This is a genomic window from Streptomyces bullii (assembly GCF_042657145.1).
In the GTDB taxonomy this organism is placed as follows: Bacteria; Actinomycetota; Actinomycetes; order Streptomycetales; family Streptomycetaceae; genus Streptomyces; species Streptomyces bullii.
Window position 1 is genome coordinate 30,940 of the sequence record NZ_JBHSNY010000011.1, and the last position, 21,814, is coordinate 52,753.

General features: G+C 70.7%; 13 protein-coding genes and 2 pseudogenes. 9 read left to right on the plus strand and 6 right to left on the minus strand.

Features of this window, described 5'->3' with window-relative positions; genetic code table 11:
• The first annotated feature begins 227 nt into the window (after positions 1 to 227).
• From ACFPZJ_RS29375 to ACFPZJ_RS29390, 4 genes are all read left to right on the plus strand, one after another.
• Complete coding sequence (locus ACFPZJ_RS29375) at positions 228 to 2,189, plus strand: M14 family zinc carboxypeptidase (RefSeq protein ID WP_381027770.1); 1,962 nt, start codon at positions 228 to 230, stop codon at positions 2,187 to 2,189.
• Positions 2,189 to 5,653, plus strand: coding sequence for a S8 family serine peptidase (locus ACFPZJ_RS29380; RefSeq protein ID WP_381027773.1), 3,465 nt, complete (start codon positions 2,189 to 2,191; stop codon positions 5,651 to 5,653). Before ACFPZJ_RS29375 ends, ACFPZJ_RS29380 begins: the two co-directional genes overlap by 1 nt.
• A 368-nt stretch (positions 5,654 to 6,021) precedes the next feature.
• A complete protein-coding gene (locus ACFPZJ_RS29385) occupies positions 6,022 to 7,407 on the plus strand; it encodes a M6 family metalloprotease domain-containing protein (protein ID WP_381027775.1) in 1,386 nt (461 codons plus the stop codon).
• 188 nt (positions 7,408 to 7,595) lie between these two features.
• Complete coding sequence (locus ACFPZJ_RS29390) at positions 7,596 to 8,579, plus strand: TIGR04222 domain-containing membrane protein (RefSeq protein ID WP_381027777.1); 984 nt, start codon at positions 7,596 to 7,598, stop codon at positions 8,577 to 8,579.
• A gap of 51 nt (positions 8,580 to 8,630) precedes the next feature.
• Here the strand turns inward: ACFPZJ_RS29390 and ACFPZJ_RS29395 are convergent.
• From ACFPZJ_RS29395 to ACFPZJ_RS29410, 4 genes and pseudogenes are all read right to left on the minus strand, one after another.
• A pseudogene (locus ACFPZJ_RS29395) lies at positions 8,631 to 9,026 on the minus strand (hypothetical protein); the annotation flags it as partial.
• 407 nt (positions 9,027 to 9,433) lie between these two features.
• Positions 9,434 to 10,351, minus strand: coding sequence for a peptidase (locus ACFPZJ_RS29400; protein WP_381027782.1), 918 nt, complete (start codon positions 10,349 to 10,351; stop codon positions 9,434 to 9,436).
• Positions 10,352 to 10,406: 55 nt separating this feature from the next.
• Positions 10,407 to 10,949 (minus strand): hypothetical protein, encoded by a 543-nt coding sequence (locus ACFPZJ_RS29405; RefSeq protein WP_381027784.1) that lies wholly within the window; start codon positions 10,947 to 10,949, stop codon positions 10,407 to 10,409.
• A 38-nt stretch (positions 10,950 to 10,987) separates the two neighbouring features.
• Entirely contained in the window at positions 10,988 to 11,281 is a 294-nt protein-coding gene (locus ACFPZJ_RS29410) for a hypothetical protein (RefSeq protein ID WP_381027786.1), read from the minus strand.
• Positions 11,282 to 11,669: 388 nt separating this feature from the next.
• Here ACFPZJ_RS29410 and ACFPZJ_RS29415 point away from each other — a divergent pair, with 388 nt between their 5' ends.
• Positions 11,670 to 13,727 carry a S8 family serine peptidase gene (locus tag ACFPZJ_RS29415; protein WP_381027789.1) on the plus strand — a complete coding sequence of 686 codons (2,058 nt, stop codon included), beginning with the start codon at positions 11,670 to 11,672 and terminating at the stop codon, positions 13,725 to 13,727.
• 589 nt (positions 13,728 to 14,316) lie between these two features.
• Positions 14,317 to 16,029 (plus strand): FAD-dependent monooxygenase, encoded by a 1,713-nt coding sequence (locus ACFPZJ_RS29420; RefSeq protein ID WP_381027791.1) that lies wholly within the window; start codon positions 14,317 to 14,319, stop codon positions 16,027 to 16,029.
• Between the two features lie 89 nt (positions 16,030 to 16,118).
• On the opposite strand, the gene ACFPZJ_RS29425 is transcribed toward ACFPZJ_RS29420, so the two are convergent.
• Together ACFPZJ_RS29425 and ACFPZJ_RS29430 are read right to left on the minus strand one after the other, a co-directional pair.
• Complete coding sequence (locus tag ACFPZJ_RS29425; protein ID WP_381027794.1) at positions 16,119 to 16,766, minus strand: class I SAM-dependent methyltransferase; 648 nt, start codon at positions 16,764 to 16,766, stop codon at positions 16,119 to 16,121.
• Positions 16,767 to 16,990: 224 nt separating this feature from the next.
• Positions 16,991 to 18,667, minus strand: a complete 1,677-nt coding sequence (locus tag ACFPZJ_RS29430) for a multicopper oxidase family protein (protein WP_381027795.1) — start codon at positions 18,665 to 18,667, stop codon at positions 16,991 to 16,993.
• A 605-nt stretch (positions 18,668 to 19,272) separates the two neighbouring features.
• Between ACFPZJ_RS29430 and ACFPZJ_RS29435 the strand changes: the two genes are divergently transcribed.
• The 3 genes and pseudogenes from ACFPZJ_RS29435 to ACFPZJ_RS29445 all read left to right on the plus strand — a co-directional run.
• On the plus strand, positions 19,273 to 20,481 hold the full coding sequence (locus ACFPZJ_RS29435) for an NAD(P)/FAD-dependent oxidoreductase (RefSeq protein WP_381027797.1): 1,209 nt from the start codon (positions 19,273 to 19,275) through the stop codon (positions 20,479 to 20,481).
• A gap of 10 nt (positions 20,482 to 20,491) precedes the next feature.
• Complete coding sequence (locus ACFPZJ_RS29440; RefSeq protein ID WP_381027799.1) at positions 20,492 to 21,448, plus strand: sigma-70 family RNA polymerase sigma factor; 957 nt, start codon at positions 20,492 to 20,494, stop codon at positions 21,446 to 21,448.
• A gap of 255 nt (positions 21,449 to 21,703) precedes the next feature.
• A pseudogene (locus ACFPZJ_RS29445) lies at positions 21,704 to 21,814 on the plus strand (RNA polymerase subunit sigma-24); the annotation flags it as partial.

The following is a 21,814-nucleotide window of genomic DNA, read 5'->3' on the forward strand; positions in this document are numbered from 1 at the left end:
GATCGGGCAACGCCCGGTGAACCGGCCGCCCACAAGGCGCGCCCGGGACAGCCGGCGTGTCTCCTAACGAGCAGGAGTTCATGGTGGTGGGTTCTTCCCGACGATCCCGCAGACGCAGACTGATCGCATGCGCCGTGGTGGTGGCCGCAACCGTCGTGGCCGGCAATGGGCCGGCGCCTGCGGCACCGGCCGCGGCGGCGGCGGGCTTCCGCCCGCAACTGGTGACAGTGAGCACCCCGACCCGCTCCGACAAGGACCGCCTCGCCGCGCTCGGCCTCGACCTGACCGAGCACGCCGGACACGACTACGTCGAGGTCGTCCTGCACCATGCGGCCGACGAACTGGCGCTGGCCGACGCCGGGTTCGACTGGCGGGTGCGCATTCCCGACCTGGTGCGGCGCGAGTCCGACGTCAATGCCGCAAACCGCGCCTACGCCGCCGCCACCGCGACCTCACCCCTGCCGTCCGGCCGGGACCGCTACCGCGGACTCGCCGACTACAACGCCGACATGGACCGCCTCGCCGAGGAACACCCGGGCCTGGTCAGGAAGCTGACGCTTCCGCACAAGAGCCTGGAGGGCAAACCGGTCCACGCGGTGGAGATCGCGCACGACGTGGACGCCCCGGAGGCCGGCCGGCCCGTCTTCCTGATGATGGGGCTGCACCACGCCCGAGAATGGCCCTCCGGCGAGCACGCGATCGAGTTCGCCTTCGACCTGGTCCGCCACTACGGCAGCGACGACCGGATCACCTCCCTGCTCAAGAAGGCCAGGGTGCTCGTCGTGCCCGTGGTCAACGTGGACGGCTTCGAGAAGTCGTTCAACGACGGGCAGTCGGTCGACCTGCGCGGCCTCGACGAGGGCGGCACCGGATCCGTCCTGGCCACGCCCGGCAACGCGTACAAACGCAAGAACTGCCGTATGGCCGACGGTCTGGCTCCGCTCGCGAACGAGTGCGCCCTCGCCGGCAGCCCCGGCGGCTTCGGCGCGGGCGTCGACCTCAACCGCAACTACGGCGGCTTCTGGGGCGGTCCGGGCGCGGCGGCGGAGCCGGTACAGGCCACGTACCGCGGGGCCGGGCCGTTCTCCGAACCGGAGACGCGGAACATCCGCGAACTGATCAGCAGCCGGCAGGTCACCGGCCTGATCACCAACCACACCTTCTCGAACCTGGTGCTGCGTCCGAACGGCGTCGCCCCCGACACCACCGGGCCCGACGGACTGCCCCTCGGCGACCCGCCGGACGAAGCGGCGATGAAGGAACTCGGCGACCGGATGGCGGCACAGAACGGCTACACGAGCCAGCACAGCTGGCAGCTGTACGACACCACCGGAACCACAGAGGACTGGTCCTACAACGCCACCGGCGGCTACGGCTACACCTTCGAGATCGGGCCCGACGAGTTTCACCCGCCGTTCCGGGAGGTCGTCGACGAGTACCTCGGTGCGGGCGAGTACGCGGGCAAGGGGAACCGCGAGGCGTTCCTGCTCGCGCTGGAGAACGCCGTCGACCCACGGGCGCACGCGGTGATCACGGGCAAGGCGCCTGCCGGAGCCACGCTGCGGCTGAAGAAGGCCTTCGCCACGCCCACCTGGTCCGGCAGCGTCATGGACATCCTCGACAGCACCATGACCGTCGGCGCGGGCGGCGGCTACACCTGGCACGTCAACCCCTCCACCCGGCCCGTCGTCAAGGCCCGCCAGATACGGGTGGTCTCGTCCGAGCCGCTGAAGCGGCAGACGTACACCGGGACGACGCTGCCCGCTCAGCCCACCGAGCAGGTGTTCACCGTCGACCGGGCCGCCGACCTCCTGGAGGTGAGGCTCGACTGGCCCACCCCGGACGATCTCGATCTCTACGTCCTGCACAGGAACGCCGACGGCTCCCTCACCGAGGTCGGGCGGTCCACCGGCTCCGTCGGCGAGAAGGAACGCGTGCTGCTCGACTCCCCAGCACCCGGCGACTACGTGCTGCGGGTGGAGAACTGGGCGTCCGCCGCGCCGAGTTGGACGCTCACCGCCTCCCTCTACGACGCCACCACCCAGGAGGTCGGCGGACTCGTCGAGAACTGGACGCTCTCCTGCGAGAAGAACGGAAAGGTCCTGGAACAGGTGCCCGTCGTCGTCGACCGGGGTCAGCGCGTCAAGGCCGATCTGAAGACCTGCGCGCAGAAGTGGAGCACGAGCTGATGAGACGCTTGCGCCTACGCCCCCGGCGCCTCGCCGCCGTCACCTCGCTGGCCCTGTCCCTCTCCCTGCTCCCCCTGACCGGCGCCACCGCGGCGGAGGGTTCGGATGTCACGATTTCCTCGGTCGGCGGCCAGCAGGTCACCGAGGACGGCTCGGTCAAGCAGCCGCTGAGCGGCACGGTGGACGTGGCCGGCACGGCCCGCACCGGGTCGCCGCCGCCCGCGGAGGCCGCTCCCCTGCACGCCGACGCCGGCGACAGCCCCTTCGTCACCGAGGGCGACAAGGCACCGCTCCTCGGCAGCGCCTACGGCGGTACCGCCCCCTACACCTGGTCCTGGACCGCCGAGCACGGCAAGCTGACGGACGCGGACTCGGCGAGTCCCGCCTTCGACACCACGGGGCTCGCCCCGGGCGCGTACGACATCCGGCTCACCGTCACCGACGCCGCCGGCGCCCGTACGACTGACACCGTCAAGGCCGTCGTGGGCGAGGAGACGAGCGGCGAACTGCTGGAGGAGACCAGGACGGATTCGACACCCGGCGTCTTCCCGACCGGCGAGAACGTCGAGTTCCCCTTCGAGGTGCCCTCCGGCGTGACATCCCTGGACGTCACCCTGTCCTGGACGACCCCGGAGCAGGACTACGACCTGCGCGTCACCGACCCGTCCGGCACGGTCGTGGCGAGGTCGGAGTCGTCGGGGCACCCGGAGAAGACGTCCGTGGCCGACCCGGCCGAAGGCACCTGGAAGGTCGTGGCCGTCAAATGGGCCACCGTCACGGCCGACGTGACCGCGCGGGTCGTCGCCCACGGGGTCAGCGCCGATCCGCGGCCCGAGGTGAAAGCCGGGGGCCCGTACAAGTTCGAGACGGGTGCCGAGCAGCGGCTCAGCGGCACGGTCACCGGCGGCACGAGCCCCGTGGAGGCGGCCTGGGACCTGGACGGCGACGGCCGCTTCGACGACGGCACGGGCACGACCGTCACGCCGGAACTGGCCGAGGGCCGGCACCTCGTCACCCTCAAGGCGACGGACGCCCGGGGCCTGGAACGGCGCGAAACCACGTCCGTGCTCGTCGGCGACGCCGACCGGCTGGACGCGGCACCGCCGGTCACCGTCATCGGCATCGCGGACACCGGCATCAACCCGTACCACCTGGAGTTCTCCGCCCGCACCTACCCCGACCCGGACGTGCTGGCGCTGACGAAGAACTTCACCCGGCACCCCTCGGAGTACATCCCCGGCTATCCGGCCTCCGCCCCCGCGATCCCCGTCACCCTCGGCAAGGGCTACCTGCCCGAGGAGGACAAGGATCTGTGGACCGGCGAGCGGGTGCGGGGCGGACAGCTCCACTGGATCCCGGGCACGAAGATCATCGGAGCGTACTCGTCGAGCGTCGACGGGGCCCATCCGGTCCTCGACGACCACGGGCACGGCACCGGCTCCGCCTCCGTCTCGGCCGGCAACCGCTACGGCTACTGTCCGACCTGCCTGCTCGTCATCGTCGAGGGACTCGACGAGACGGTCGCCACCCAGTACCCGTGGGTCGACATCACCTCGCACTCCTTCGGGTACGTGGGAGGCGCCCCCGTCGGGCCCGTGATCAGCGGGGAAGAGGTCACCAAGGAGGCCGTCGAGCGCGGCCAGACCGTCCTGTTCGCCGCGGGCAACGGCGTCGGCAACGCCTTCGACGTGCCCGTCAGCACCTGGCACTCCGACCAGACGGGACCCGACTGGAACATCACCGTCGGCGCGCTGCGCCGCGACGACCAGCGGGCCGTCGTCGGTGACGGGGTCCCCGTGCACCTGTCGTCCTGGGGCATCGGCAGCCTTCCCTCGGCCTGCCACACCGGTGTTCTGTGCCAGGACCAGTTCAGCGGCACCTCGGCCGCGACGCCGTACACAGCAGGGGTGTTCGGTACGACGGTGCAACTGGTGCGCGAGGCGATCGGTGACGGACGTGCCGGGCAGAAGAGCGGCCAGGTCGTCGCCGAGGGCACCCCGCTCGACGGGAGCGTGTACCTGAAGGACGGCAGGCTGACCCGGGGCGAGCTGCGCGAGGCAGTCCTGAAGAACGCCTTCCCGCTCGGCGAGGACAACCTGCCGTCCGCGAGCTGGCCGCTCGCCTCACCGCACACGGCCGGAAACGTCCTCTTCGAGGGGTACGGTGCCGCCACACCGGAGACCGCGCGCCGTGCCACGGACGTCCTGCTCGGCCGCGCCCTGCTGCCCGAACGCCCCGTCGAGGACGACTTCTTCGCCGCCGACCGGGCCATCCGCGACAGCATCTGGGGCGGTTACGACCGGGACGGGGACGGCACCGAGGACCCCGCTGCGCTGCCGGGCGGCGTCTCGGCCGGTATCGACGATGTGGCGACGCTCGACGGCGCGCTGGGCGTCCTGCGCAGGACCCTGGCCGCGCGGCAACAAGAGCGGCCCCAAGGGACGTACTCCGAGCAGGCGTTCAGCTACTACCTGCACCAGGGGCCCGACTGCTCCGGCGAGCGGACCATGGACCGCGCGGACCGGGCGGGCGACGCGGACGGCTGTGCGGTCGGCGACACGCTGTCCTCCGCGGCGCCGTACCTGCCCACGGCCGCGCACCCGTCCACCGACACGCTCGACGCACCGCTCGCGGCGGGCTCGAAGGTGCGGGCCGAGCTGTACGTACGGACCCGGGCTCCAGCGGCCCTCGTCGGCCCGTCCGTCGTCCTGCTCGCCACCGACCGGGAGATCGGCCGCGGCAAGGCCACGACCCAGCCGGTCACCGGCTCCTGGACGAGACTCACCCTCGAGTTCGACACCGCCCGGCCCGCCTTCACGGGGGAGCAGCTGACCGTCCAACTGCTGTCCGACACGACCGCGTTGCTCTCGGTCGGATACGAGGGCGACCACGCCACGAGGGTCACGGTCGACCCGGCCGCGCTGCCGCCCTCAGGCCTCGCGTTCGGCGCCACCGTCGAGGCACCCGCGGACGGCGGGGAGGTCCGCGAGGGTGAGAACGTCGTGGTCGGCGGCCGGTTCACCTTCCCCGACGCCGGCACCGACCCGGAAGGTGTCGGAGGCCGACCGGAAACCCGCCGGGTGCAGGTGTCCGTGGACGACGACGGCTTCGCTTCCCCGATCTCGGCGAAACTCGACGAGGCGACGGGCACGTGGAGAGCCGAGGTCGGGCGTCTCGGGATGGGCGAGCACGCGCTGTACGCCCGGGCGGTCCGGGACGGCACTCCGTCACAGGCCACGCGGACGAACGTCCGGGTCGTCCCGGACGCCCGCATCGAGTGGCAGGTCGTCAGCCGCAACGCTCCGGTGGATCCGGCCGCCTGGCGTCCCGCTGAGGGCCTGGCCGACTGGTCGTTCCCCCTGACGACGTCCGCCTACGGCGTCGGTCACCGCACGGTCGTCGTACGTCTGGTGGAACGCGGCACGGAGACGGCACGCGACAGCGTGCGCGTCCGCTTCCGCTGACGCGGCACCCTCCTCGGAAGATCCGGGCGGGCCGGAACCCCTCGGGCTCCGGCCCGCCCCCCGCGTCGCCGCCCGGGCCAGGCCCGGGAGGCCATATTCAACGCGGAGCTGTCTTCGCACAGTGTGTTGAAGCGTCAACGGTCGGCCCATGCCATTCGCCTGCGGTTGACGAGGTCTCGGCCCGGCGAGAGCCTGGATGTGTACAGCACGATTGGAGGGCGCGCGCATACGCCCTGTGCAAGGAATCACTGACTTTCGCAGGCCTTGCAGCAATTCCCGCGATCGGCCTGTCCCTGTGAGTGGTCGCGATGCGATATCCCCGTACTCTGCCGAAGAGCCCTGCCGCAGCCTGCGCGGGGCCCTGCCCGGTGCCGCTGGCGCCTGACGCCCTGGCCCAGCTCTATGCCCGCTACCTGGATCTGACGAATTCGGGTCGGCTGCCGGGCACCACCACCTTCGAGGACTACTACTACACCTGGCGCTCCGCCCGACGCGGCGCCAGGCGCATCGGACTCGACGACGGCGCCGTCCGCGCCGGCCCGAGGGCCGCCCGCCAGCTCATCACCCGACCCGGCAAGCGCCTGAGGGGCCCGATCCAAACGCTCGTACTCCTGGTCGACTTCCCCGACCGGCCGCACGACCCGAACCGTCGACCCGGCCACTTCCAGGAGCTGCTCTTCAGCACAACGTCCCTCCCGACCGGGAGCATGCGCGACTATTACCGCGCGGTGAGCGGCTTCGACCAGGTCGGCGACACCGGCATCGACGTCCGGGGCGAGGTTCATGGCTGGTTGCGGATGCCCCAGCCGCTGTCGTTCTACGCCGACGGCAACTCTGGCCTCACCGAGGACGGCTTCCCCCGCAACGCGCAGGGAATGGCCCGCGACGCGGTACGACTCGCCTTGGACGAGGGTGTCGACTTCGCGCCCTTCGACGCGCTTGGGGAGCATACGGTCACCGCCCTGTTCATCGTGCACGCGGGCCCGGGCGCCGAGGAGACGCTCGACCGGGGCGACTTGTGGAGCCTGAAGTGGGGCGTGCCCGAGGGAATCGAGGTCGCGCCCGGGCTGACCGTGGAAACCTTTCTCACCGTGCCCGAGGACTGCGCGATGGGCGTGTGCGCCCACGAGTGGGGCCATCTCGCGGCACGTTGGGCGGATTACTACGACACCGGCCAACTGGAGGCGACCACATCCAACGGGCTCGGCAACTACTGCCTGATGGCCTCGGGCTCCTGGGGCAACAGCGGGCTCACGCCGACGTTCCCCAACGGCATGCTGCGCATGTTCCACGGCTGGGCGGATCCGCAGCGTGTCACGAGGACCACCAAGGACCTGGTGCTGCGGCCCTCCGCAGAAAGCGGCGACCTCGTGTTCATCAAGAACGCGGCCACGATGGCGGAGAAGCAGTACATCCTCGTGGAGTACCGGCGCCGCCGCGGGCAGGACGCGTTCCTTCCGGACTCGGGCATCGCGGTCTATGTCGTCGACGAGGCCATCAGGGACGTCAGCGAGGAAGACGCCCTCGCCATCGAGCTGCTGCAGGCCGACGGCAAACGGGACCTCGGGGCGATCTTCGGCCGGGGCAACCGGGGAGACTCGAACGACCTGTATCCGTCCTTGGGCAACGCGACCCTCGGCAAGACGACGAATCCGCCGCTCAACCTGCCGAACGGACGGTGGTCCGGGGTCACCATCGAGGTCGAGGGGAGTCCGGGCGACGAGAGGATGGCGATCGACGTCCTGATGGAGTGACGTCCGCGAGGCTTCGGGGCAGTGATCGCCACGCTGTCCGGAAGCTGAACCCGGAACCGCCCACAACCCTCGGCGTGCCCACGACCCTCGGCGCTGTCATCGTCCAGAGGGCGGTCCGCGTCCTACGACGCCGACACGACTACGCCCTTTGAGGAATCCAATAGTTAGACACGGGGCACCCCCTGCCGATGAGCTTGTCGATCTGCCGCCGTGGGAAACAACTCCTTGAGCAAACGGGGCTACGGGGGATGACGATGCTTGCCGAAGGGCTCTATCTCGCGGCGCTGATCCTGACGTCCGGCGCGATCGGGTACCGGCTCGCCGTCGCGTTGAGGATCACGGCGGCGTTGAAGGCAAAGGTGACAGTCCGCGGGGATCTGTCCGCCGAGGAGCTGGCCTTCCTGGCGGGCGGGCCGCGCCGGGTGGCGGCGACGGTGCTGTTCCGGATGACAGGGCAGGGCCGGCTGTCCGTGGCGGAAGACGGCACGGTCACCCTCCATGACGACGTGTACGCGGCTGATGCGACGGCCGGCGTCGAGAAGGCGCTCATCGAGGCGGCGGGCGTCTCCCGTAGCGAGCGGGTGGGTAAATTGGTCGCGCACACCGCCGCGAGCCGCGCGGTGCGGTCCATCGGTGACCAACTGCAAGCGGAAGGCCTGCTGATCGTTCCCTCCTTACGGCGCCGGCAGTACCGTGCGCGGCGCCTGCTGTGGTGGTCGGCGGCCCTCCCGCTGGCGCTGACTGTGTACGAGCTCACCGCCGGTACCGCTGACCGCTGGTGGGCCGGTGTGGCCCTGTCCGCCAGCGCGACCGCCATGGCCACGCTCATCAAACCGGCACATGCCTGGGTGCCGTACGGCGTTCAGTCGAGGCTCGACTTCCTGCGCGCCGAACGCGAGCGTCCGGCCGCCTGGCGTCCGGCGGGCGCCCTGACCGCCCTCGCCGTCACCCCTGTGGGCGCGGTGGCCCTCGACGGGCTGGCCGCCTCGCAGGAGCCAGAACTGCGGACGCTGGTCGCCCCGGAGACCTGGAGGGCTGGAGACCCTGCCCACGGCGGCGCTGCCACCGGGGGCGGCATGTCTGGGGATTGGGGCTCGTCCGGAAATGCCGGCGCGTTGGGTGGAGGCGGCGACGGAGGCGGAGCCGGTGGATGCGGAAGCGCAGGCGTGTGAGCCGTCGGACCAGACATCGGTGGACAACTGGACGAGTAGTTCCGATGTGGCTCAGTGGTCGTAGGCGGTCAGTGACCTGATGGGTGCGCCGATGCTGCGGTTGGCCAGGTCGCGCAGGTCCTCGCCAGGATCCGCCGGGCCACCCGGACTCCGACGCCTTCGACGGTCCGGCCGCCCTCCTGTGCGTACCCGACGGGTAGGCGGCTGCGCCGCGCCCGTCGGGGCCGGAGGACCGGACAGATCGGTGTCGGCGGCCAGCGATCGGGTGGCCCGTTCGACCAGGCCCAGAGCGGCCCGCAGTCGGTTGTTGCAGGCCGGGCGCTGAGGCAGGTAGGGGAACAGGCCGCGCAGGAAGGCGTGGGCGAAGCGCAGCCAGCGGGCCTCGCAGTGGTAGGCCGGCACCGCCTGCGCCACGGCCCGGGTGACCAGTTCCGCGTCGGTCAGCCGGGCTGTCGGCCACGCCATCGCGCGGACCTCTACAGGTGTGACAGCCCGCCATCCGCAACTTTCGGTTCGTCAGACGATGCCGCTGCAGTGCCGGGTAGAAATCGCCATCCACATCGTCGACATGATGATGGATCGTCGGCTCGACCCCGGCCCTGGAGTGTTGGACGACGGGAGCGCCCCGCATGACCCCCATGGCCTCCGGGGCCCAGATGCTGGCGCCCCCTGTCGAAGGCATGACCTGGAGGGCGGTGTCACCGGCCCCGTCGACTTCCCCGCCTGTCGGGCCTCGAGTCCCGGCATCCATCGGTCCGTCGACGGTCTGGGGTCGACTGGATGCTGCCGCTGAAGTGGGTCCAGCGCGCTGAGTCCAGCGAGGTCCGGTTCGGCACGTCCCGGGCCAGGACCGGTCAGCGGCGCCGACTGCGGCGGTGGTACGCGTAGCCGACGAGCAGCACTATCACCGCAACTGAAACGAGGCTGCCGACCGTGAGCATCGGGGTCTTTCCGGCGAGTTGCGGGTTCCGCTGTCGCGTGCTGATGGTGATGCGGCCGCTCGTCTCTCGTTCGACGAGCCCGCTGGCCAGGGTCAGCCGTGCGGTCCACGCACCGTCCGGCAGCCGCGGGTCGAGTGTGGCCTTCGCCAGCGTCGAGCGGCCCGGGCCGACGGTGTCTGCCTTGACGTGGAACGGGCCTGCGGACACCCCGCCTGGCCCGCTTGACAGGGTGAGCTCGCCCGTGAGGTCGAGGGCCCGCCCGCCGGTGTTCTTCACGCGGGCCGTGACCACCGGTGCGCCGTTCTTGGCGCGGGCGCCGGTCAGACCTTCGATGCGGAAGTCCGACGGCGGTTCCCCGTCGGGCCCGACGGACAGATAGAGGCGCACTCCGGCGCGGGCTGCTTGACGTACCTGCTTCGAGGGGTCCTGCTCGGAACTGATCTCCGCCCAGATGACACCGTAGTGCTCACCGCGGGTGGCATCGTGCGCCACGTTGATCTCGGCCCAGACCGTCGCCGTCTCGTCGGGTGCCAGGATGAGTTCGCTGGTCTCGAGCGTCACCCAGCGGGTCAGCTCGTTGCCGCTACGGCCGGGGGCGAAGGTGAAGCCGTTCTCGTCGACTGCGGCGGCCGCCGGATAGAGCTGTACGCGGTGTTGCGTGTCCGACAGGTTGGTGACCGCGATCCGCCTGCGAATCTGTTGGTCCGGGCCCACGTGGTCGATGATGTACCGGTGGGCGCGGGCGTCGTCGCGGCGGCTGACCGGCGCGTCGACGAGCCGGATACCGATGCCGACGTCGCCGGAGGTCCACCGCGGCGCCTTTGCGGCCACGGGCGCGACTGCTCCGACGTGCAGTGCCACCGCAAGAATCAGTCCCCCTACAAGCTCACGCCACCGAATGGGTCACCGTCCCGCTGTAGAGCCCGCCGATGGCGTCCGGCGGGATGGTGATCTCCAGGGTCGGGTTCCAGCTCGCGCTGTTGTTCCCACTGCCCGTGGTCTTGGAGAACGCCGTGCGCGGCTGTTCCAGGCTGACCCGGTTGGTCCGCGCGGGTTGGCCGGGCACGAAGGTGCCGGTGCCGGTGGTGGCGGTCGCCGGCCCGGACCAGTAGTTGACCAGGTTCGGCAGGATGACCTCGGTTTCCTGGTCTCCTCCGGTATCGAACTGCGATGCGACCACCGTCGCTCGCCAGGTGGCGTTCGCGGCGGCCCGCATGTCGTTCACCGTGACAGTGCCGAGCTGACCGCCGATCGTCGCCCCTGGGGCACCGGACCCCAGGTTGCGCGAGGCGGGCACCTCGATCGTGAGGTTCGACGTTGCCACGGTGAAGGTCACGGTCGTGTCCCCGGACGGCTGGGCGACGGCAGGTGGCGATGTCGCGCCGACCATGGCGATGACAAAACACGAAATCAGTGATCTTCTGCGCACTCGATCACCGTAAGTCTCCATGTGCCTGGTGGCGCGATTCATGCAACTGAGTGGGTGACCGTTCCGGTGTAGGTGCCGCCCACGGCGGTCGCCGGGATCGCGATGATCAGCGTGGGCCGCCAGGCGGTGGTGTTGTTCCCGCTGCCCGAGGTCTTGGCGAACGCCGTGCGCGGGACGTTCAGGCTCTGCGCCTGCGCGCTCGTGAGCTGTCCCGGCAGGCGGGTGCCGGGGCCGCTCGTTCTGGTGGCAGGACCCGACCAGTAGGAGAGCTGGCTCCTGGAGATCTGCCGGTCGGCGCCGCCGCCCGGCGTGGTCAAGTCGGTGGCCGCCACCGTCGTGGTCCACACCGCGTTCTGCCTGCCCCGTGTATCCGATACCCGGACTTCACCGATCTGCCGGCTGACCGATGAACCAGGGAAGGCCGCACCGAGATTCGCCGTGGCCGGCACGGTGATCGACAGTGTGCCCGGCGGTTGCGCGTTGCGTCCCGCGACACGGCTCTCCGCCGGCGCCACGCCGGGCAGCGCTGTCACCATGACCACCGATCCGACGCCCATAAGCATCCCAAGGATTCGCACGCCGCGACTATAGATACCACTCCGGGTGCGTTTTGATCCGCCATCACCCTTTGGATGGTTTCTATCCGACTGGGGCTGGTTAGCGTTCCTCGACCGGTTTCACCCGTCCTCACCCTCGGTGGATCTTCGCCCAGGAGCCCCTATGCGTAACGCCACACGCGCAGCGACGTACACCGTCCTCGCCCTGGTTCTCGCCGCATCCGCCAGCCCTGCCCTGTCCATGCCGACGCCCCACGGCCGCACGGAAGCTCCCCGGCTCGCCGACGCCGGCCACGACCACTCCCATCGCAACGACCGGCAGAGGTGGGGCCCCACACAGCCGGAACCCACGCTGATCCGGCTGCGCACCCGCACCTTCGATCCGACTACACCGGAGGGGGAACGCACCCGGCCACGGGGGCCCCTACGGACGCAGGAAGGCCGCGCATACCTGGTCCAGTTCGCGACCACACCGCTCGACAGCCAGCGCGCCGAGCTGGTGGCCCTCGGTGCGCGGATCGGTGCCTACATCCCCGACGCGACGTACGTGGTGCGCATGGATGCCGCCACCCGCGAGCGGGTCGGCGCGCTGCCCTTCGTGCGATGGGTCGGCCGGTACGACGCCGGAGACAAGCTCGAAGGCGGGACCGTGCCGTCGGGTTCCCGCCGATACGTGATCACGCTCGTGGAGCAGGACGCTGCCGACCAACGAGCGGTGGTCCAGCAGATCAGGACTCTTGGTGGAAACGTGCACGTCGCATCGGCGGGCCGGCAACTGATCGAGGCGACCCTGACCCCGGAACAGACGCTTGCCGCCGCGCACCTGGACGCGGTCCTGGCGCTCGACGTCTGGACGCCGCCCGAAGAGGACATGGACAACGCCCGCATCTCGGGCGGCGCAAACGCGCTGGAGACCGCACGGGGCTACACCGGCCAGGGTGTGCGCGGTGAGGTCATGGACGCCGGACTGCGCACCACCCACCAGGAGTTCGCGGCAACCCCGCCGATCATGCATACCGGCAACACCAGCAGCACGAGCCACGGCACGTCGACGTACGGGCAGATCTTCGCATCGGGCGTCAACGCCGACGCCCGTGGTCTGCTCCCCCAAGCGCAGCCCATCTTCGCCGCCAACAGCCTGGTGTCCGACCGCTGGGCGCACACCGCGCAGCTCGTCGATCCGGCGGGACCGTACCGAGCGGTGTTCCAGTCCAACAGCTGGGGCAGCGCGCTGACGCTCGGCTACAACTCGACGTCGGCGGCGATGGACGACATCGTCTTCGACCACGACATCTTGATCTGTCAGTCCCAGGGCAACACGGGTAACCGCTGGGGCCGGCCACAGGCATGGGCGAAGAACGTGGTGTCCGTCGGTGGCGCCTACCACTACGACACCCTCTCCCGCACCGATGACGCGTGGAACGGCGGCGCGGGCATCGGTCCCGCCGCTGACGGGCGGATCAAGCCCGACCTGACGAACTACTACGACGCGGTCTACACCACCGCCAGCGGCAGCGACACCGCGTACACCGGCACGTTCAACGGCACGAGCGCCTCCGCCCCGATCACCTGCGGCTACGCGGGCCTCATCTACCAGATGTGGGCCGACGGGGTCTTCGACGGCGGCCCAGGCCTGGACCGCGACGTCTTCGCGTCCCGGCCACACGCCGCGACCGCAAAGGCGCTGCTGATCAACTCCGCCGACCAGTACGCCTTCACGAGCCCGTCCCAGGACCTGTCCCGAATGAAGCAGGGCTGGGGTACGGCCAGCGTCGGCAACCTGTACCAGCAGGCACAGGGCAACAACTGGCAGCTGCCCGTCCTGGTCAACGAGACGGACGTACTCACGGCGGGCCAGAGCGCGACGTACACACTGACCACCGACGGCAGCCGACCCCTGAAGGCGACGATGGTCTACACCGACCCGATGGGCTCGCCGTCGGCGGCCCAAGCCCGAGTGAACGACCTGACCCTGAAGGTCACCGCCCCGGACGGCACCGTGTACTGGGGGAACAACGGACTCGCCGCAAGCAACTGGTCAGCGCCGGGTGGCTCGGCGAACACCGTCGACACCGTCGAGAACGTGTTCATCGAAACCCCGGCTACCGGCACCTGGACGATCCAGGTCATCGCCAGCGAGGTCAACGCGGACGGACATGTGGAGACACCCGCGACCGACGCCGACTTCGCCCTGATCACCACCGGCAAGGTCACCGGCTGACGCCGGTCCGACACTTCAAGATCACGTGCTGGGCATCTCGGGTGAGAGCTTCCGGTATGCCGTGTCGGGCGCCCTTCAGGCCGAGCTCACGACTCGATCCTCTCAGGGAATCGAGCGGTAAGCACCGGTCCCGACGGGCACCACGCCCGGCGGGACCGACCGTCGTCGAACCGCCTGGTCGGTCACGCCTGGGTGACCGAGGCCACCGTGGGTGTCCATACCGCCTCCCGCGGCACCTACGGCTCCCGCCGGGTCCATGCGGAGCTCGGTCTGGGCGTGGCAACGGACAACGCCTGGCAGCCGGTCGCTACTGCGGTCCCAGACGGCCTCCCGTACCGCCCACTGGCCCCCTCTCCGGTTCTACCCTGCGCATTCCTCGTCAGCGCAGCCGTTCGACAGGCGCCCCGAAGTGGTGCGAGGCCGCGCTGTCGGGGCCCTTCGGAATGCACGCAGTGAGGTACGCGGCTACGTGCTCACGCTGGGGCCGGCCCGGGGGCGGGATCGCGGGCCCGTGCCCGGCTCGCCCCCCGCGCACCGCTGGGTGACGATGGACGGGGATGGGGCTGAGCCCAGGCACTGGGAGGCACCTGTGGCGTACACCCGAGCAACCGACGTACTGGTCGTGGGCGCCGGCCCGGTCGGACTGAGTGCGGCCGCCGACCTCCGTCGGCACGGAGTGAGGTGCCGTCTCGTCGACCGGCTGCCGGCCCGCCTTCCGTACGCGAAAGCGGTCGGCATCCAGCCGCGGACGCTGGAGATCTGGGACCGGATGGGCCTGGCCCGCACCGTCCTGGAGGCCGCCACTCCGCTGCGCGGTCAGCTGCTCTACGTCAACGGCCGGGAACAGGCGCGGATCGACCTGAAGCTGCCGCCCGAGGTGCCTTACGGATTCGCCGCGCTGCCGCAGTACGAGACCGAGCGCCTCCTCGAGGAGTACGTCGCTGACCTGGGTACCGTCGTCGAACGCGGCACCGAACTGCTGTCGTTCACCCAGGACCAGGACGGGGTCACTGCCCGGCTGCGCACTGCCTCCGGCGTCGACGAGGAGCTGCGTGCCCGCTATCTGGTCGGCTGCGACGGAGCGCACAGCATCGTCCGCAAAGGGCTGGGCATCAGCTACAAGGGCGCGGCCTTCCCCGAGGAGTACATGCTGGGCGACGTCGAGGCCGACTGGGATCTGCCGCAGGGATACGCCGTACGGTCCAGCCATCGCGCCGAGGACGGGTCCACCGACGATGTGCTGGTCTGCATCCCGCTGCCCGGTACCGGGCGCTACCGCATGACGATGTTGGTCCCACCCGAGCTCTCCAAGCAGGCAACCGCCCGGGGGTCTGCCCAGGGCGTCCGTGTGGCGCACGGCCTTGACGGCGACCGTGTCCCGGAGCTGTCCCACATCCAGGCCGTCGTCGACCGTCTTGCCCCCAGGGCGACCACCCTCTCCCGAATGCGCTGGTCCTCCGTCTTCCGCATCAGCCACCGCATCGTCGACCGCTACGCCGACGGACGCGTCTTCGTTGCGGGCGACGCCGCCCATATCCACCCGCCCACCGGTGCCCAGGGCATGAACACCGGCATCCAGGACGCCTGCAACCTGGCGTGGAAGCTGGCCCTCGTCGTCCAGGGAGAGGCAGGGCCCACCCTGCTCGCCAGCTATGACGCCGAGCGCCGCCCGATCGGCGAGGAGGTCGTCGGCCGGACCGTCAGGCACGCCAGGCACGGCATCGAGGCCGACCCCGACGACCCGCAGACCGTGATGCTCCGTGAGGCCCAGTTGCTCGTCGGCTACCGGGGCGGACCGCTCGCCGGCAGCCCTCACGGGCCGCCCGACGCTCCTCAGCCCGGTGACCGGGCCCCGGACTGCGCCGGGCTGACCGGGCCCGTGGCCGCCTACCCGTTGCGATTGCTCGACATCCTGCGCGGCCGCACGGGGCACGTCGTGCTCCTGTACGCGGCCGACGCTGCCGACCTGGCCGAGGCCGCCGATGCGAGCGGGGCCGCAGGGGCACCGCTGATGGCCGGCAGCAGCCTGGGCGCCCACCACCGCCCGCCCCCCGGCACCGGCCTGCAGACCATCGCCGTCCTCGCCCGCGAAGCCGCACCGACCGCCACCGACACGCTGGCCATCCCCGGGTACCGGGATGCCGCCGGGGAGTTCTCCCGGCTCTACCGCCCCGACGGCCCGACCGGCTTCGTCATCCGCCCGGACGGACACCTCAGCGCCCGCTTTCCCCTCAGCGGTACCGCGGCGGCCCTTTCCGACTACCTCGCGGCTCTGTCCGCGTCGGCGCGAACACTCCGGTGAGGCATACCTGAGCACGTGACCCACGAACGCCGGCACACACCCCCTGTGGCGAATGGAGCCCCCGCAACCAGGCCGATTCCGCCTCCAAATCAATTATCAGGAACGGCCTGGCGGAGACGGGCCAGCAAGTGGGCGTCGAGGAAGCCCCGCTCGGAGGCCGGGTCGTGGATCAGCCGGGCGAACGGGACGAGCCCCGCCCCGGCCAGCAACTCGGCGAACCGGTCCACCGGCCAGCTGTAGGCGGGGGTCACCTTGTGGTCGAAGCGGACCGGCTCCGGTTCGTCGGTCGCGAAGAACGAGGCCAGGAGCAGGCCCCCTGGTGCCAGGACCCGGGCCTGTTCGGCGAGCAGCGCGGGCAGTTCACCGGGTGGGGTGTGAATCATCGAGTAGTGGGCCAGCACTCCGCCGAGCGCGCCGTCCTCGATCGGCAGGGCCTCCATGCGTGCCTCGTTGAACCGCAGCGTGGGATGGGCCCGCCGGGCGTGGTCGACCATGGCTGGGGAGAGGTCGATCCCGAAGGCGTCCAGCCCCAGGTCGTGCAGCATGGCCGTCAGATGTCCGGGTCCGCACCCGACGTCGGCTGCCCGCGGGTTCCCCGTCCCACGCACCAGCTCGGCGAAGGTGCCGATCATGTTCCGCGCGAACGGCTGCGTCTCCATCCGATTGGCGAACATCGACGCATACAGCTCGACGACCCCGTCGTAGGCCGCCCTGGTCTCGTCCTGGTGTGCCAGCACGGGAGAACGCTAACACCCGTGCCGTTCGCGGCTGTTCTCCGGCCCGGTACCGCCCCTCCCTTGCTTCCGCCCTGGGCAGCGGCGGCGGGGGCACCAAGCGGGCTCCAGCTCCCCCTTGTCAGCCGCTTTCCAGTAATTGGCACGCCGGAATCAGCCGGGTGACGGCCGAGGACTTCGGCCTCCGTCGAACGATTCACGCCCGCACCCCTTCGCGAGGCCCTGCGTCATTTCCGGTAGCCGAGGTTGGTCATCATGCCGGCCTCGGAGTGGTACTGGTTGTGGCAGTGGAGCATCCACAATCCCGGGTTGTCGGCGTTGAAGTCGATGACGAGTTTGCGGTGCGGCAGGACCAGCGCGGTGTCCTTCCGGGCTCCGACCGCGTCGATGCCGGTGAGGGCGAAGGTGTGGCCGTGCAGGTGCACGGGGTGCCACATGTCGGTGGCGTTGATGAGGGTCAGACGGACGCGTTCCCCCTCCCGGATCGAGTGGCGTTGTTCGACGGAGTAAGGGCGGCGGTCGAAGCTCCAGTTGAAGTTCCGCATGTCGCCGTGGAGCTTGAGGCGCAGCTCGCGGTCCGGGGCGCGGTCGCACAAGGCCACGGAGTCGTCCGGCACGAGCCGTCTCGCCGGCACGATCCGGCCGTCGAGCTCCTCCGGATGCACGGAGGGCCCGGGCGGGCTTCCGCCACCGGTACGCAGGAGCGCCAGCGCCCTGCCCTTCTTGCCCTCGGCGAGGGCGACCAGCGGGAACACCCCGCTCTTGGCGGTGACCAAGACGTCGTAGCGCTCGGCCATGCCCAGGATCAGCGCGTCCGTCTTGGTGTGCTGGACCGGGTATCCGTCCGTGTGCGTCACCGTCATCGGGTGGCCGCCCAGGGCCACGCGGAAGGCGGTGTCACCGCCGGCGTTGATGATCCGCAACCGGATCCGGTCCCCGGGCCGGGCCCGGAACACGGTGGGAGCCTGCGCCGTTCGCCCGTTGACCAGGTAGTACGGATAGTCGACATGCCCGCCCTCACTGCGCAGCATGCGGCTGTGAGAGCCATGGAGGACGCGGGAGGGGCCGGCAGGTCTCTTGCTGCCCGACGAGTGCGTGTGCCCTGGGCCCTCCCCCATGTCCATCGGCACGACCTTGCCATTGCACAACTGTGCGAGTACGCCGTCCGGGGTGGAGCCCTCCACGCCGTCCACCCAGTCGTCCAGGACGACGACCCACTCCTTGTCGTAGGACAGCGGTTCCTTGGGGTCCTCGACGATCAGCGGAGCGTACAGCCCCCGGTCGAGCTGCATCCCCGAGTGTGAGTGAAGCCAGTACGTGCCCGGGTGGGACACCGCGAAGCGGTAGGTGAAGTCCGCTCCGGGCCTGATGGAGTACTGGGTCAGTCCCGGCACGCCGTCCATGTCGCAGCGCAGCCGGATGCCGTGCGAGTGCAGCGTCGTCGCCTCGGGCAGGTGGTTGACGAGCCTGAGCCCGAGCACGTCTCCCGCCGTGACCCGCACCTCCTTGCCTGGCAGCGTGTCCCCGTACGCCCAGGACCTGACGGTCCGCCCGCCCAGATCGAGCGACGCCTCAGTGGCGATCAACGTGAACGCCCGAAGGGGCCCGTCCCCGCGTGCCTTCTCGGCGGCGACGACCTCGGGATCCGACGGGTTCACGTACCCCACGGGCCCTCTGGGCACGAAGCCGCCGCCGCGGTGGCCGCCGCCCCCGTCCACCGAGTGGGGCCCGGCCCCGGAGCCCGAACCGGGCGCCGTGGATGCGCCGGTCCCGGAACGCGAACGGGCCACCGAGTGGAGGTCGCCGCCGGAATGCGAGCCGGCACCGGAGCAGGAGGCCAGCGCTCCGGAGCCGACGGCCACGAGGGAGGCACCGAGTACGGTGCGTCGCGTATGTGTGTGCATGCCTAAATAAGACATGTCATATGGCCATATTCATGAGAACTACGGCGGCGCGTCTCGCGATTCACGCACGGGCCGAGAAGTGTCACTCAGGAGGGTGGTTCCAGGTGGCTCCCGCGCCGGGCGCGGGGTGGGATGGCATGGCGTGGTGCGATACGCCCACCCACGACAGCAGGCCCCGGAGGCCATCGCAGCCACCGTCGCCCTCGCAGCCCTCCGCTGCGTCCGGACCCACCGTGTCTGAAACCGCACGGCGAACCGAACCCCGGTAACGGTCTGACAGCAACCGAGCGGCTGCCCCTCCCCCGGAGCGGGCCGCTCACCGAGACCCGGCCGGACTCCGGTTCCGCTACGCCCCGGCCTTTCGGCCTGGCGGCCGTCCACACCACCCGGCCTTCACTCGCATCCCACGGCGGCAGTACGAACGGCGTAAGACGCCCGGCGCGAACTCGGTCGCGCACATGTACACGCACCCGAAGAAGGACTCGTATCGCCGGCCTCGAAGTGCCACGCCTCGCTGTGACTCATGTCACATGCAGTTCCTGTCAGCAATCGGGGCGCCGTTCCGCTCAACCCACGGGGAGCAAGTCAACCGACAGGAGCAGCATATGAAGCACCGCATCGTCGTCCTGGGCGCCGGCTATGCCGGGGCCTACGTGGCCGGGAATCTGGCTCGCCGACTGTCCCCGGCGGACACCGAGATCACCGTGGTCAACGCTGAGCCGGACTTCGTCGAGCGGCTGCGGCTGCACCAGGTGGCGGCCGGCCAGGAGATCGGGGCTCGGAAGCTCGCCGACGTCTTCGCCGGCACGGGGGTACGGCTGCGGCTGGCCCGTGTCACCGCCGTCGACCCCGAGCGCCAGCTCGTCGCCGTGGCCGACGGCGACGGCGAGCTCGGCTACGACACGCTTCTCTACGCGCTCGGCAGCCACGTCGCCGACCGCGGCGTCCCCGGCGTTGCCGAGCACGCCTTCGACGTCACCGGCCGACCCTCGGCGCTGCGCCTGCGCGAGCGCCTGGCCAGCCTGGGCAGGCGAGGGGAAGGCGGGAGTGTGCTGGTCGTCGGCGACGGGCTGACCGGTATCGAGACCGCCACCGAGATCGCCGAATCCCGGCCCGGCCTGTCGGTGACGCTGGTCGCCCGCGGCGCGCTGGGCGCCCGGCTCTCCGCCGGAGCCCGCAGCCACCTGCGCCAGGCCTGCGACCGGTTGCGCATCACCGTCCTGGAACACACCAGCGTCGAAGTCGTCGAAGCGACGCGGGTGCTGTGCGCCGACGGCACGGCCCTGGCGTCCGACGCCACCGTGTGGACGGCCGGGTTCGAGGCGGGCCCCATCGCCGCCGCCGGCGGGCTGGAGGTCACCGAGGACGGTCGGATCGTGGTCGACCGCACCATGCGGTCGGTCTCGCACCCGAACGTCTACGCCGCCGGCGACAGCGCCTACGCCGTCGGCGACAACGGCTGGCCGCTGCCGATGTCCTGCGCTTCGGCCGGCTACACCGGAATGCAGGCCACGGCCGCGATCGTGGGACGTCTGACCGGCCGCAAGATCCCCCACACCAAGCTGGCGTACGTGGGCAACCACATCAGCCTCGGGCGGCGGGACGGGATCCTGCAGATGGTCGACGACGAAGCGCGGGCCAAGCCGAAGTACGTGGGCGGCCCGAAAGCCGCGCGGATCAAGGCGGGCATCCTCAGGACCGCGCTGTGGGGCATCTCGCACCCGACCTTCGGCCTGCCCAAGCGCAAGCGCCGCCTGGTCGCCGCGCCGGACGCGTCCGCTGCAAGGCGGTCGCGCAGCCGCCTGGCTGCCTAGGGTGGTCCGTATGGACAGCACCGCCACCGACAGCTTCGACACCAGTCGGTTCGAGGCCAGCCGGAACCGGCTGGCCTCGCTGGCGTACCGCCTGCTGGGCTCCGCCGCCGACGCCGAAGACGCGGTGCAGGACGCGTTCTTGCAGTGGCAGGCCGCCGACCGGCAGCGGATCAAGGTGCCGGAAGCATGGCTGACCAAGGTCGTCACCAACCTGTGCCTCGATCGGCTCCGCTCGGCACACGCCCGCCGCGAACGCACCGTCGGCGCCTGGCTGCCCGAACCGCTGCTGGACGGCGACCCGATGCTGGGCCCGGCCGATACTTTCGAGCAGCGCGAATCGGTCTCCCTGGCCGTGCTGACTCTCCTGGAGCGCCTGTCAGCCGTCGAGCGGGCCGTCTACGTCCTGCGCGAAGCGTTCTCCTACAGTCACGCCGAGATCGCCGAGATCCTCGACATCACCGAGTCCGCAAGCCAGCAGCACCTCCACCGGGCCCGGCGCCGCATCACCGCCGCGCGCCGCCACGGCGGCGGCGCGGTCGACCCCGCATCCGCCCGCGGAATCGTCGAGGAATTCCTCGCCGCCGCCACCTCGGGCCGCACCGAACGGCTGGTGGCGCTGCTCACCGACGACGCGACCGCGATCTCCGACGGCGCCGGCCTGACCGAGACGCTGCTGCAGTACGACACTCCGCAGCGCATCGCCGCCGTCGCACGGGCCGGCTTCAAACCCACCCCGGCGAAACGGCGATTCATCGGCGGGACGCCCGCCGTCCACTACGCGCTCGTCAACGGCACCCCTGCCGTCCTCGTCGTGCTCGGCGACCAGGTCGTCGGCGCCGTGACCTTCGACATCACCAACGGCAAGATCGCAACCGTGCGCGGCATCGCCGCCCCCGCCCGCCTCGCCCGCCTCACCGAAGCCTGGAGGCAGCACGAGCCGGACACACCGCTCATCCCCCAGTGGTGACCCGACGCCGACCGGGTCCAGGCGCAGCACCCGCGCCGCGATCAACCGCTGCCGGGCTTCGGGCGCCACCAGCCGCATACGGACAACGTGCAGCGGCTCGCTGCCGTCACCCGCTGAGATCCTTGCCGATCGCCGTCGAGGGGATGAGTTGGCTGACGCGCTGTCACAGCTGCCGGGGAAGCGGTGCTTGGAGGCCGACCCTGGACCTGGACCGATCAGCCTGACCCCCGACCGTGCAAGGGAGAGTGCGGAGAGATGACCGACCGCGCCACCGCCCCGACGACCGAGACGTTCCTCGCCCACCGCGACCCGCTGTTCACCGTCGCCCAGGACATGCTCGCATCACTGGCCGACGCCCAGGACGTC